The 12,417-nt window shown below is 70.9% G+C and carries 12 protein-coding genes; 8 read left to right on the plus strand and 4 right to left on the minus strand.

The annotated features are described in order from the left end of the window. Positions 1–130 precede the first annotated feature (130 nt). Positions 131–427 carry a hypothetical protein gene (locus tag ACWIX6_RS07485; protein ID WP_448616210.1) on the plus strand — a complete coding sequence of 99 codons (297 nt, stop codon included), beginning with the start codon at positions 131–133 and terminating at the stop codon, positions 425–427. Positions 428–574: 147 nt separating this feature from the next. Here the strand turns inward: ACWIX6_RS07485 and ACWIX6_RS07490 are convergent, their stop codons facing one another. Next, a complete protein-coding gene (locus ACWIX6_RS07490; protein ID WP_448616211.1) occupies positions 575–1,465 on the minus strand; it encodes a hypothetical protein in 891 nt (296 codons plus the stop codon). A 112-nt stretch (positions 1,466–1,577) separates the two neighbouring features. Between ACWIX6_RS07490 and ACWIX6_RS07495 the strand changes: the two genes are divergently transcribed. The 3 genes from ACWIX6_RS07495 (at position 1,578) to ACWIX6_RS07505 (ending at position 4,220) form a co-directional block, all read left to right on the plus strand. Further along, a complete protein-coding gene (locus ACWIX6_RS07495; protein WP_448616212.1) occupies positions 1,578–2,657 on the plus strand; it encodes a hypothetical protein in 1,080 nt (359 codons plus the stop codon). A 42-nt stretch (positions 2,658–2,699) separates the two neighbouring features. Next, positions 2,700–2,891, plus strand: coding sequence for an ATP-binding domain-containing protein (locus tag ACWIX6_RS07500; protein WP_448616982.1), 192 nt, complete (start codon positions 2,700–2,702; stop codon positions 2,889–2,891). 327 nt (positions 2,892–3,218) lie between these two features. Beyond that, entirely contained in the window at positions 3,219–4,220 is a 1,002-nt protein-coding gene (locus ACWIX6_RS07505) for a DUF3048 domain-containing protein (protein ID WP_448616213.1), read from the plus strand. A 140-nt stretch (positions 4,221–4,360) separates the two neighbouring features. Here the strand turns inward: ACWIX6_RS07505 and ACWIX6_RS07510 are convergent, their stop codons facing one another. Then, the gene (locus ACWIX6_RS07510; protein WP_448616214.1) at positions 4,361–4,561 is read right to left on the minus strand and encodes a hypothetical protein; all 201 of its coding nucleotides are present in this window, start codon (positions 4,559–4,561) and stop codon (positions 4,361–4,363) included. Between the two features lie 212 nt (positions 4,562–4,773). Here ACWIX6_RS07510 and ACWIX6_RS07515 point away from each other — a divergent pair, with 212 nt between their 5' ends. From ACWIX6_RS07515 to ACWIX6_RS07525, 3 genes are all read left to right on the plus strand, one after another. Beyond that, positions 4,774–8,034 carry a TM0106 family RecB-like putative nuclease gene (locus ACWIX6_RS07515; RefSeq protein WP_448616215.1) on the plus strand — a complete coding sequence of 1,087 codons (3,261 nt, stop codon included), beginning with the start codon at positions 4,774–4,776 and terminating at the stop codon, positions 8,032–8,034. Between the two features lie 264 nt (positions 8,035–8,298). Then, positions 8,299–9,612: a hypothetical protein gene (locus ACWIX6_RS07520; RefSeq protein ID WP_448616216.1), complete on the plus strand. Its 1,314-nt coding sequence runs from the start codon at positions 8,299–8,301 to the stop codon at positions 9,610–9,612. Between the two features lie 195 nt (positions 9,613–9,807). Next, positions 9,808–10,491: a nuclease-related domain-containing protein gene (locus ACWIX6_RS07525; protein ID WP_448616217.1), complete on the plus strand. Its 684-nt coding sequence runs from the start codon at positions 9,808–9,810 to the stop codon at positions 10,489–10,491. Positions 10,492–10,501: 10 nt separating this feature from the next. Here the strand turns inward: ACWIX6_RS07525 and ACWIX6_RS07530 are convergent, their stop codons facing one another. Continuing rightward, a complete protein-coding gene (locus ACWIX6_RS07530; protein ID WP_448616218.1) occupies positions 10,502–10,894 on the minus strand; it encodes a hypothetical protein in 393 nt (130 codons plus the stop codon). A gap of 81 nt (positions 10,895–10,975) precedes the next feature. Here ACWIX6_RS07530 and ACWIX6_RS07535 point away from each other — a divergent pair, with 81 nt between their 5' ends. Then, complete coding sequence (locus ACWIX6_RS07535; RefSeq protein WP_448616219.1) at positions 10,976–11,824, plus strand: type II toxin-antitoxin system HipA family toxin; 849 nt, start codon at positions 10,976–10,978, stop codon at positions 11,822–11,824. Positions 11,825–11,904: 80 nt separating this feature from the next. On the opposite strand, the gene ACWIX6_RS07540 is transcribed toward ACWIX6_RS07535, so the two are convergent. Next, complete coding sequence (locus tag ACWIX6_RS07540; RefSeq protein ID WP_448616220.1) at positions 11,905–12,390, minus strand: allene oxide cyclase barrel-like domain-containing protein; 486 nt, start codon at positions 12,388–12,390, stop codon at positions 11,905–11,907. Positions 12,391–12,417 lie beyond the last annotated feature (27 nt).

Genomic DNA, 12,417 nt, shown 5'->3' on the forward strand with positions numbered 1-12,417 from the left:
GGTTGACTCCTTGCTTGTGAGGCTGCGGCCTCGCTGAAGGGATCAGCATCGTGCCCAAACCGTTTCCGCCAGAGTCCCGGCGAGAGGTGATGGCCGTGGCCCGCAAAGGCGAGGCGTCGGTCGCCCAGGTTTGCCCGGGGACTTCGGGATCTCTGACTCCTGCCTGCAGCGCTGGCTGAAGATCGCCGACCGGGAGGACGGCCTGGCACCGCCGGCTTCTAGCAGTCGTGAGGGTGTCGGCAATCCCGACGAGTCCGCGGAGCTGCGGGAGCTGCGTCGGCGCAACCAGCTGCGGGAGAGCACCGCACTGTCATCGCAGGACGGGGTGGAGCCCGTGGACCAGCCGGCGAGCGACAAGGCCGACGAGTTCGGGGACGACCTCGCCTTCGTCGCCCAAGCAGTGGCCGCCGTTCTTCCGGCGGAATGACGCCGCCCGATTCCATCCACACGGCTCCCTTGACGTGTGCCGCAGCCATGCCCTGTCGCGGCTGCGCTGTCGCTGAAAGCGCGGGCGAATCGCGTCAACGTGGCTCTCCTCGTCGGAGCCTCGCGGGTCGCAGCGGAGGATCTCGCCCTACAGAATCAGTGAAGGGAGTTCGACGGGCGACGTGAGCCTCACGCCAACCGCGGCGCAAACCGGGTTCCAGGTGTCGTCCCGCACCGGATCCTCAGTGACCAGCCAGGCCTGCACTTCCCGACCCGAGGCGGCCAGCGCGTGCCGGTAACGCAGCACCTGCCCCAGGCCCAGCCGGAGCTGTTTCTCCCGGTTCTCCTCGGTCGTGCTCTTCACCTCGGCCACGTGGACGACCTCGTCGTCGTCCTGCCACGAGAGGTCGTAGAGCGGCTCGCCGCGTGCGGGCAGTCGGGGCCTCCATCCACGAGCGCCGACCCACTCGGCCAGGGCCTCAAGCGTCCGGTAGTGGGCCAGCAGGCCGCGGTCGACGGCGTCAGGGTCGACATCGAAAGGCTGGGCGGCGCTAACGGGCCCAGGTGCCGGACCTGATTCGAAGGGGACGCCGAGTGACTCGGTCTGTTGAGCCCGGAAGGCTGCCTGAATTCTCGCGCCAACGTCGGGACTGACCTCTTCGAAGACGTGCTGCAAGGCGGTGTTATTAAAGCCGAAACGCAGTCCGACGCGTCCGTTCGCATTGGGAAAGCTGTCACCGATCGGCGTCGCCAGCTCGGTCACGACACGGATGTCGACGACCCCACCGAAGAGGTTGGGCTCATCCCAGGGCACCGGGACACCGGGCTCTGCGGTCAGCCGCATGGGCCCCTGAGCCTCCAGTTGGGCGATGAAGCCGTGGCCGCTGCGCCAGATGAAGATGCGGTCCCCGCGTTGGACCCGCCGGCCGTTGCTCCGCCAGTTACTGCCGCTGGCCACCATCCCCCAGAGCTGTTCGCGCTTACACACCTCCCAGTTGCGGTAGCGATCCTTGCCCAGCGCAGCGATGAAGTCGGCCACGGCTCCGAGGGTCGCATCTCCGGGCACCGAAAGGTGCTCGCGGTAGTCGGTGTCGCGGGGTAGGAAGGATGGCGTGGGCGGGCGCACGGGTCGGTCAGCGCATCATCGGCCTGTGACCACCGCCAGGGGCCAGGAGGAACTTCCGTTCGAGGTGCCGACGCCGCGGCACCGCGTCGTCGCGCTGCCGGTCAACACCTGGCCGAAGGTTCGCTTCAGCGGACAGCAGGCATCCCCTGCGCATGCCTTCGTCGTGGGGCGCGGGGCGGCCGAACGGCTCTTCGACCTCAGCGCTTCTGAGTTTGGGGCAGTCGTACATCCGGTGCTGACCAGTGACGCGATGCTTGGAGGTGTCGGCGTCAATCGGTGGATCATCGACATCGACGAACGGAAGGAGCCCGCAGCGCGTCGCATTTATCCGGTTCTGATGGACCATCTGGAGAAGTTCGCCCTGCCCGCTCGCCGTCTGGCGAAGGAAAAGGAGCACAAGAAAAACATCCGCCGGCAGGAGGTGGACCCCGACGCCACGGCCGCCGAGCGCTACGCCAGGGAGTTCGATGTTTGGTGGACGTTGGTCGGGCCGCGCCGCGAGATGCTCCGGGCCACCAGCCGACTCGACCGCTACCTGGTGACGCCGACAGCTCCACCCCGAGGTGCCACCTCGATCGTCACCTTCGTCGACAGTTCCACCCGGGCCGACGAGACACTGATGGTCTACGCGCTGAGTGACGATTACTCGTTCGGCGTCCTGACCTCGGAGGCGTACAGCACCTGGGTCCGGGCGCGAACAACGGATGCCAAGACGACCGAGCGGCGCCCAGGTTCTTTCGCCTGGTCATCTTTTCCGTGGCCGCAGACGCCCAGCGAGCGTCAGGTGGCCGTCATCGCCGAACTGGCCGACTCGATCCTGACCAACCGGGCATCACGTCTTCGTCAGGGCGCTTCGCTCGCGGCCCAATACGGGATGGAGGCGGAGCCGAAGTCCCAGGCGCTCATCGACTTGACCGCAGAGTTGGACCGCGCTGTGCTGGATGCGTACGACATCCGCGGCATGCGGCAGGTGGTAGAGCGGCTTGAATCGCTGAACCGGGACGTGGCGGCTGACCCTGCCGCCGCCCGCGGTCCCGGCATCAGCACCGCCGAGGCCCGCAGAAGCAACTACTGCCTGCCGGGACCCGACTGGCCGCCCACCTAACCGGCGCAGTGCTCCGACGGGCACGTCCTGGGGTTCAAAGGGCTGGAGCGGCCGGCCGTCGTACTGGCGGTGAATGGCTTCCGGCACGAGGAACGGGCCCGGGAGATGTTGTACGTCGGCCTGTCGCGCGCCCGGGACCTGCTCGTCGTCTGCGGCGACCTGGAATTCATCCGCCGTGTGGGCGGGGAAGCGGTGGTCAGGCGGTTGATCGGCGTCAAGGCAGGGGTGTCGTAAAGCGCCGGAGAGGGAGCACTCAGCGAGACGTCACTGGAGCGGCTGAGTTCCCCGCCAGACGAACGGGCTGCTGCTCAGTCGCCGGATTCATCTTGTGGACGGCTGAAGAAGGCCGGGGGTGTCAGCACCCGTCGCGCCGTGCCGATACGAGTAGGGATGCCTCGCCGAGCCAGCAAGTCCTGACGTGCCCAGGTCCACCCCGCCCAAGCGGCGTTCCGGACCCAGCAAGGGCTCGGGGGCCAGGAAGGGCTCCCCGACGAAGAAACGGACGTCGGCCAGGGCCGCCGGAAGTCGAAGCCCCGCCGCGGTCGCCGCGCGGCGTTGCTCGTGCTCCTGGTGGCGGCCGTCGTGGTCGGGTGGCAGGCAGCGGGGCGGAACCTGTCCGCGCTGCCGTTTCTCGACTCGATCGCCGGAGCAAGCACCACTCCCGCCTGGCCGCTGACCGGCGTCCCGGCCGGGACGGTCGCGGACCAACCGGCGCTCGCCGTGAAGATCGAGAACTCGGTCGACGCCCACCCGCAGACCGGGCTGAACGCCGCCGACCTGGTGTGGGAGCAGGTCGTCGAGGGCGGCATCACCCGGTTCGTCGCCGTCTACCACTCGAACCTGCCACCCGAGATCGGCCCGGTGCGCTCCATCCGGCCGATGGACCCCGCGATCACCGCGCCGCTGCACGGCCTGCTCGCCTTCTCCGGTGGCGTCCCGACCTACGTCGACGCCGCCCGCAACGCCGGACTCCAGGTGCTTACCCAGGACTCCGGTACCGACGGCTTCCACCGCACGTCGACCCGCCGGGCGCCGCACGACGTCTACGCGACGCCGGAGGCTCTCGTCGCCCAGGCGGACGGCGCGCACCGGCATGCCCCCACCGCCCAGTTCGCGTACCCGAAGGCCGGTCGGCAGCCCACCGCCGTCACCGACGGGCAGCCGATCGGCACCCTGGCGCTCACGATGTCTGGCGTCGGGCGCCCGCGCTGGACCTGGCACGCCGAGGCCGGGCATTGGCTGCGTGCCGAGGGCAGCACGCCCGCCGTCGAGGCCGGCGGCAGCCAGATCGCCGCCACCAACGTCGTCGTCCTGCGGGTCGACGTCGTCTCCACCGACGCACGCGACCCGGCCGGCAACCCGGTTCCGGAGACCGTCCTGACCGGCGGCGGTGACGCGCTCGTCGCCTCCGGCGGCCACACGGTCGCGGCCACCTGGTCCAAGGACGAGGTCGATGACCCGGTGACCCTGACCGGGGCGGACGGCGATCAGGTGACGCTGGCACCCGGCAACACCTGGGTCGAGCTGGTGCCCAACCGCACCGGCGCCGTCGCCAAGGACTAGGTCGCGCAGTTCCCCGAGTGGGCCACCGTGTTCGCCGCTTTGGTTCACCCTGGCCGACCAGCAGTGGTGACCGTCCGCGTGAACTGCACCGCGGCGGACAGGGCTGGGATTCGGCCGCGCGGGTGGACGAGCGTGTCGCGTCAGAGGTCGGGAGGGTCGACCCTTCGACGGAGCTCCGTGACCCGCTTGCCGAGTTGATCGAGGCTTGCTTCGAGCCGATCGATTGCCAAGTGGAGTTCGCCGAATGCCGAGCGCATCGCCCGGTGCACCAAGGCGAGGCTGGCCGCGGCGAGGATCGCCTGCGCGGTCAGCACCGCGATCACGAGCGGCCAACCGGTCATCCGCTGATCCTCCCGTCCGCCACCGCCCGACGGCTACTGCTGTGCAGCCTCACGGGCAGCGACAGCGCCTCGTCGAGCAGTTGCTCGCGGGCCTTCGGCGCGGGTGGTCGTCAACTGACACCTCGCGTGACAGGGTGCTCGGACTCGATCTGCGCACCACCACGGGGGATCCATGTCGCTGGTTGTCCAACTGCTGTCCGGGGAGCGCTGAGGTGCACCGCAGCGACGGGCGGCTCTTCCTCAGCCCGACCGACCTGACCCGCCACCAGGAGTGCCACCACCTCACGGCGCTCAACCTGGCCGTCGCCGACGGTGCGATCACCCGACCAGCCTGGGGTGACGGGACGTCGCTGATCGCCGACCTGGGCACCGCCCACGAGCTCGCCTACCTCGAGTCGCTGGAAGCGCAGGGCCTGACCGTCGTCCGGCTGCAGGGGCGGCGCAGCGAGGCGGCCACCGTCGAGGCGATGCGCGCCGGCGTCGACGTCGTCCACCAGGCGACGCTCTCCGACGGCACCTGGAGCGGCCAGGCCGACTTCCTGCTCAAGACGGCTATGCCGTCGGCGCTCGGCGACTGGTCCTACGAGGTCGCCGACGCCAAGCTCGCCCGCCGCATCAAGGTCCCCGCGCTGCTGCAGATGGCCACCTACGCCGACCGACTCGCCACCCTGCAGGGCCGCGCGCCCGAACGGATCTCCGTGATCACCGGCGACGGCGTCGCCCGCCCGTGGCGGCTGGTCGACGTCGCCGCCTACGCCCGCCGCACGCGGACCAGGCTCGAGTCGTTCGTCGCCGCCGTCCCGCGCACCGGACCGGTGCCCGTTGCCTACTGCGACACCTGCACCTGGCAGGCCCGCTGCGCCGACGAGCTGAGCACCGGCGACGACCTCAGCCTCGTCGCCGGCATGCGCCGCGACCACCGCGCTGCCCTCATCGCCGTCGGCGTCGCCACCCTCGCACAGCTCGCCGACGCCGATCCCGAGACGCTCAAGGCGTCGGGCATTGGCAAGGCCACCCGCGAGCGGCTGCAGGGCCAGGCCCGCGAGCAGCTCCGCGGCCGCGCCGCCGGGGCGCCCACCCGCACGCTGTTGACGCCCGCCCCGGCGCAGGGCCTGCTGCGGCTGCCGGCGCCCAGCCCCGGCGACCTCTACCTCGACTTCGAGGGCGATCCGCTGTCCGGCGACGGCGCGGGGCTGGAGTACCTGGCCGGCCTCGGCGACCGCACCGGCGCCTTCACCCCGCTGTGGGCCCACGACGCCGACCAGGAACGGCGAATGGTCGCCGACCTCGTCGACCGGATCGTCGACGCCTGGCGCGCCGACCCCGGCATGCACGTCTACCACTACGCCGCCTACGAGGTCAGCGCGCTCAAGCGGCTCACCGGCCGGTACGGCGTCCGCGAGGCCGAGCTCGACCAGCTGCTGCGCGCCGAGCGGTTCGTCGACCTCTATCCCGTCGTCCGCCAGGGGATGCGGATCAGCAAGGAGTCGTACTCGATCAAGAAGGTCGAGGCCTTCTACGGACGCGAGCACACCGGCGACGTCGCCGACGCCATGTCCAGCGTCGTCGAGTACGAGCAGTGGCTCGCCGACCGCGACCCCGCCCGCCTGCAGGCGATCGAGGACTACAACAAGGACGACGTCGACTCCACCCGCGAGCTGCACGACTGGCTGGAGACCGAGCGCGCCGAGCTGGAGGCGCTGCACGGGCCGCAGCCGCGACCGGCCGTGCCCGAGGTGTCCGGACCCGCCCCGCGGTCGGACGCCGAGGTCGCCGAGCTCGCGCTGGTCGAGCGGCTGACCGACGCCGGGCAGAGCCTGCTCGGTGACCTGGTGCAGTGGCACCGCCGCGAGGCCCGGCCCGGCTGGTGGGAGTTCTTCAGCCGCGGCGACCTCGAGGACGAGCAGCTGATCGAGGACCGGACGGCCGTCGGCGGGCTGTCCGAGGCGGTCGAGGTCGGCACCGAGAAGCGCAGCAAGCTGTACGAGTTCACCTTCCCGCCGCAGGACGCGAAGCTGTCGGTCGGCAAGCCGGCGTTCGACGTCGACACCCGCACGCGGGTCGGCGAGGTGCGCGCGCTCGACGCCGTCGGCGGGCGGCTCGTCGTCAAGAGCACCAAGGCTCCCGCCGCCGTCCGCGGCCTCGGTCCGGAAGGGCCGCTCGACGACAAGGCCCTGCGCGCGGCGATCGCCGCGACGGCGGACGACGTCCTCGCCGGCCGGCCGTGCCTCGGGCAGGCGCTGCTCGACCGCGTCGTCCCGGCCGACACCCGCCGGCTGCCGGGGGAGGAGGCCGGCGACGCCGTCGTCCGGCTCGGCCGGTCGCTGCACGGCGAGGTGCTCCCGGTGCAGGGGCCGCCGGGCAGCGGCAAGACCCGGGCGGCGTCTCGGCTGATCCGCGAGCTGCTGGACGCCGGCAAGAAGGTCGGCGTCACGGCGACCTCGCACGCGGTGATCGGCAACGTGCTGCGGGCCGTGGGCCGGCCGGCGCTGCAGAAGTGCGAGGAGAGCCAGGCATGCGGCGCGCCGGGCGTGGAGTGGTCCAAGGACGCGGCCGACGTGGAGAAGCGTCTGCTCGACGGGGACGTGTCGCTGGTCGGCGGGACGTCGTGGTTCTGGTGCCGGGAGAACCTGGCCGAGGCGGTCGACGTCCTGGTCATCGACGAGGCCGGGCAGTTCTCCCTGGCCAATGCGGTCGCGGTGGCGCGGGCGGCGAGGTCGCTGGTCCTGCTCGGTGACCCGCAGCAGCTGGCCCAGCCGGCGCAGGCAGTGCACCCGGGGGAGTCGGGGCTGTCGGCGCTGGAGCACCTGCTCGAGGGGCACCCGACCGTGCCCGAGGACCGCGGCGTCTTCCTCGACCGGACCTACCGGATGCACCCGGCGCTGACCGCGTTCGTGTCCGACCTCGCCTACGAGGGCCGGCTGGAGTCGGCGCCGGACCGGGAGCGCATCGCCGTCGACGGCTGGGCCAGCGGGCTGGCCGTGCGGTACGTGGAGCACACCCGTCCGGCAGCGGCGTCCTCGGCCGATGAGGCGCAGACGGTCGCGGAGCTGTGGTGGTCGCTGCAGGGCGTCGGCTGGGTGGACGCCGCCGGCGAGCGGCACGTGATCGGTGTCGAGGACGTGCTGGTCGTCGCGCCCTACAACAGCCAGGTCGCGCTGATCCGCGGGCTGCTGCCCGACGGCGCCCGGGTGGGCACCGTGGACAAGTTCCAGGGGCAGGAGGCGCCGGTCGTCCTGTACTCGATGACGTCGACCAGCGCCGAGGACGCACCCCGCGGGGTGTCGTTCCTCTACGACCTGCACCGGCTGAACGTGGCGGTGTCCCGGGCCAAGGCGCTGGCTGTCGTGGTGCTGAGCGAGGAACTGCTCGACGCCCCGGTGCGCACGCCGGAGCAGCTGCGCCAGGTCAACGCGCTGTATCGACTTGGCGAGATGGCTACCGTCGTGCGCGAGCGGAAGAAGCGCCTGTGAGCATCACGTGTCAGCGACGGGCGCGTGGTCGTACAACGGCAAGGTGTCGTGATGATGCCGGCCGCCGCAGGACCGGCTCTCGATGGTCACCCTGAACTCTGCCCGGACCCGGTCGGCGGGAGTCCTGGGGCGCCGGTGACGTCCGGGGTCGCCACGCCTCCCTGGTCCTTCCGAATGCCGCTCCGCTGCTCCGTCGCAGGCCTAGCCTGCTCCAAACGCAATGACGCCGAACGTGGGGCTGTCGGCTTGGGGAGGACACAAGACGTGACTGCTGAGAGCAATACGCCCGTTCCGGTGTGGACGCTCGCCACCGAGGACGTGAGCGTTCCCGACGTGCTCGGCGATGGGGGTGGCATGACACCCGCCCGCCTGGCCGAGCTCAGAACGGTCCTGTCGACGCTCGTGGCTTCTCCGATCGCGATGCTGGAGGCGCATCCGATGCCGACCGGGCGCAGTCGGGAGGGCGGCATCGCGCTGCACGCAGCCAGTCCGCTCGCGCAGCAGCTCGCTGCGCTGATGTCTCAGACAGCGAAGTCCGCACCGGTCGACAGCATCGCTGCCAGTGGCGAGGTGCTGTACCGGATGGTGGTTCCTGCGAAGATGGCCGCGCAGGTCGGCAAGGGACTCGTCCGCTCCATGCCGTCCAAGGAAATTTCCGGGGGTGTCCACAGCGCTCTGATGAACTCCACCGGCATCGCGGCCCAAGCCACTTTCGTGCCCGTCGCCGGCAAAGCGGCAGCTGCTGGCGCGGCGACGGGCTCCGCAGCTACAGCAGGTGTGGCGGTTGCAGGCGCTGGCGCCCTGACGGTGGCGGCGCCCCTCGTGCTCATGGCCATCGCGGTGAGCGTCAGCGCCCATGCCGATCACCAGCGGCAGATGGCGATCGAGCGGATCACCGAGCTGCTGGAGCAGTTGCACGAGGACAAGTTGGACGACGAGCGCAGCGAGCTCGGTGGTTGCCGCGACGCCATCGAGAAGGCGGCTTCGGTTCTCCTCGACCAAGGACGCGTCGGCGCCTCTCTAGGCCTCGACTCAGCCGTACATGCGATCAACACGTCGATCGAGCGGACTCGCAGTCGGCTCACCAAGTGGCAGGCGGCGCTCGCCGCGCTGCCGGATGGGCCGGTCCAGATCGGAGCCCTCACGAAGGCGTTCCCCGGCATCAACGAGGAGGGTGGCGCCTTCCGTGCCCACCTCGAAATCGCGCGGCTGGCGATCGCTCTGAAGCGCCGAGTGCTGGTCCTTCAAGCTGTTGAGCATGCCCAACGGGAAGGTGTTAATCACCCGTTCACGGCTTTTCTCCGCACCCTGCAGGATGATGAACGTCGCGTTGAAGAACTGGAACGTGAGATCTCCTCGGTTCTTCTACGGCTGTCCACTCTCGAGCTGAAGCCTTCCAGCGGGTTTCACAGCCTTGTGTGGACGCAAGGAGCGGTGGACGACCTGCTGAAGGGTGCCTATCGTCTTCGCGCTCTGGGCGATGGCCTTGACGGAGGGGCGCAGGACTCTGACGTCGCGATCGACATCGAACGAAGGGGCGATGGGTCGTTGGTCGTCTTCCCCGCTGTCGCGGCGTGACCGCGTCTGAACGGCGTAACTAGTCGGACCACTACGCGTCTCGGCGCCGTGGCGGTTGCGCGCTCAGTCGCCATCGCGCGCGATTGAGCGGGATCTGACGCAGGAACTGGAGGACGTTCGGCGGCGGTTCCGCCGGCTGCCGGTGCAGGTGGGGCCGGGGTCAGTGCGCCGGACGGCGTAGCGGCCGGCCGGCTGGTGTGGCAGCCGCCGAACCCGCCGTCGGCCGGGCCGGTCGCGGCCCCGGTCGTCGACGACCTGGACTGGCTGGCCCGGGCCGGGCACCTGGCCCGCCAGCGGGCCAAGGCCGCCCGGGAGGCCGCTCACGCGGCGGCTCCGGTCCGCTCCAGGCTGCTGAAACTGCTGGGCGTCCACACCGAGGAACGCGCCTGGCGGATCGGCGCGGACGGCGAGGAGAAGGTCGCCGCCCAGCTGCAGAAGCTGATGCAGAGGGACCCGCGCTGGCGCGCCCTGCACGCGATCCCGGTCGGTTCGAGAGGCTCGGACATAGACCACGTGGTCATCGGCCCGGGCGGTGTCTTCACGCTCAACGCCAAGCACCATCCCGGAGCCCGGATCTGGGTGGGCGGCGGCACGTTCATGGTCAACGTGGTCCGGCAGCCGTACGTCCGCAACAGCCGCCACGAGGCGACCCGCGCCGCCCGGTTGCTTAGCGCCGCCTGCGGCGTCCGCATCGAGGTGCGGGGCGTCGTCGTCCCGGTCGGTGCCAGGACGATGACCATCAAGACGCCGCTGGACGACATCTCCGTCGTACCCCGCAGGCAGCTGGCGAGCTGGCTCGCCTTCACGCAGCGGGCGCTCGACGAACGAACCCTCGAGCTGGTCTACGAGCGCGCCCGGCGGTCGAGCACCTGGCGCTGACGCATCCCGCTCAACCCCGCCGGGCCGCGCCCAGACGGTGCTGCGACGGCTCGTCCAGCGCCGCCTGCTCGGCGGCGGGGGAGATGTTGGTCCAGTCGTGGTCGGCGGAGCCCACCAGCAGGGCGGCGCCCATGATCGACCCGCCGCGGGAGAAGCCGCGGACGTACCGCTCGACGAACTGCGTCGCCCGTGCGTTCGGCGCGCCCTGGTGCGTCTTCCCCGCCGAGTCGCGGAGCAGCGTCGTCCTCGGCAGCCCGGGCAGCATGACGTGGTCCAGCGACCAGGCGTCCATCGCGTCGCAGAGCGCCGACGTCGAGCCGTCGACCGAGATCGTCCGCACCCGTTCGGCCGGGTCGCTGGGGAAGAGCACCGCGCGGATGGGGCGCGCCTGACTGCTGGCCATGGGTTCTGCTCCTGCCGGTCCGGTCGTGGGGGCTCCGTCTGCGTTGGTCATCGGCCAGGCGGTGCACCTCGCGGTAGTCGAGTGCGCCGCTCGACCGTCGGCTATCGTTGCCAAACAACGACAGTCCATCGGTCGCCTGGAAATGGCCTGCCATCCGCGGCTTGTCGTCGTCATGGCAACGACAAGACGTGGCGCACGCCGGTCGGGACGACGGCCGGTCCCGCCATCCTGAAGCTCGACCCCGTCGGCTATCCACACCTGGTCGAGAACGAACACTTCTTCCTCGGCCTGGCCGGAGCCTGCGGCCTCCCTGTGCCCGACCACCGGTTGCTGCCCGACCGGGCCGGCCGGCTCGGGTTGCTGGTGGAGCGCTTCGACCGGGTGGTCGTCGCCGGGAGCCCGGTCCGCCGGCTGGCACAGGAGGATGCCTGCCAGGTGCTCGGCCGGTACCCGGCCGCGAAGTACCGGCTCACCTTCCAGGAGGTCGCGGCCGGGCTCGCCCGGGCCGTCGAGGTGGCAGGTGGGTCCCGACCGCTGGCGCTACGGCGCATCCTGGAGACGGCCGCCTTCAGCTACCTCATCGGCAACGGCGACCTGCAAGCCAAGAACCTGTCCGTCCGGCAGGCCCCGTCCGGGCTGTGGGAGGTCACTCCTGCCTACGACCTGTTGTGCACCCAGCCGTACACGGGGTGGCGCGATCCCATGTCCCTCCCGATGTACGGCCGGGCGAACCGGCTCACCCGGCGATGGTGGCTCGACGCGGCACAGCGGCTCGGCCTGGCCGAACGGGCGCTCACCCGTGCGCTCGACCGGCTCGTCGCCGTGAGCCGAGCACACCTGGATGAGCTGGACCAGATCGGCTTCGACGAGCCGACGACGGACCGGCTCCGCGACCTGATCTCGACGCGGTGCGACGAGCTCGCCGGGTGAACCCCCGTGCTCGGGAGACACCCAGGCAGCCGACCACGGCGCCCGGCCCCGTGGACCGGACGTCATGGTCGGACATGCTGTCAGCGCAGGTCGATCTCCCAGTCGACGATGTCGGTGTCCGGCCGGAATGTGCCGGTCGCCTCGCCCCCGGCCCCGGCGTAGTCCCCGGTGCCGCCGGTCACCGCCCACACGAACCCGCCCGGTCCGGCGCTGGGGTCCTCGTCGAACGCGCCCTGCGTGCTGATCGTGCCCTCGGGCAGCATCAGCGTGGCGGTACAGATCCCCACCAGCCGCGTCTCCGTGAACACGGTGAGCGTGCAGCTACCGGCGCTCGTTCCCACGGTCTCGCCCTCGCGCTGCACGTCGTCCAGGAACACCTGGGCGTCCCCGGCACCCGGCCCGGGCTCACCGAGGTCCAGGTCTGTGTTCCGGTCAGGGACGGCGACCGTGGTCAGCCGCAGCGGGTCGTCGGTGGCCGCCGCGGGCACGGCCACGAGCAGGGAACCGGCGCCGGCGAGGACGGCGGCGGTGAGGGTGATGGTCCGGGTGCGACGGGACAGGGTCATCGGAACTCCTCGACGAATCGGGTGATC

This window comes from Modestobacter sp. URMC 112 (assembly GCF_053502575.1).

Bases quoted from the DNA above. Each gene is read 5' to 3' on its own strand.
- ACWIX6_RS07510 (WP_448616214.1), bottom strand. From the start codon at position 4,561: ATGACCGGTTGGCCGCTCGTGATCGCGGTGCTGACCGCGCAGGCGATC.
- ACWIX6_RS07530 (WP_448616218.1), bottom strand. From the start codon at position 10,894: ATGGCCAGCAGTCAGGCGCGCCCCATCCGCGCGGTGCTCTTCCCCAGC.
- ACWIX6_RS07540 (WP_448616220.1), bottom strand. From the start codon at position 12,390: ATGACCCTGTCCCGTCGCACCCGGACCATCACCCTCACCGCCGCCGTC.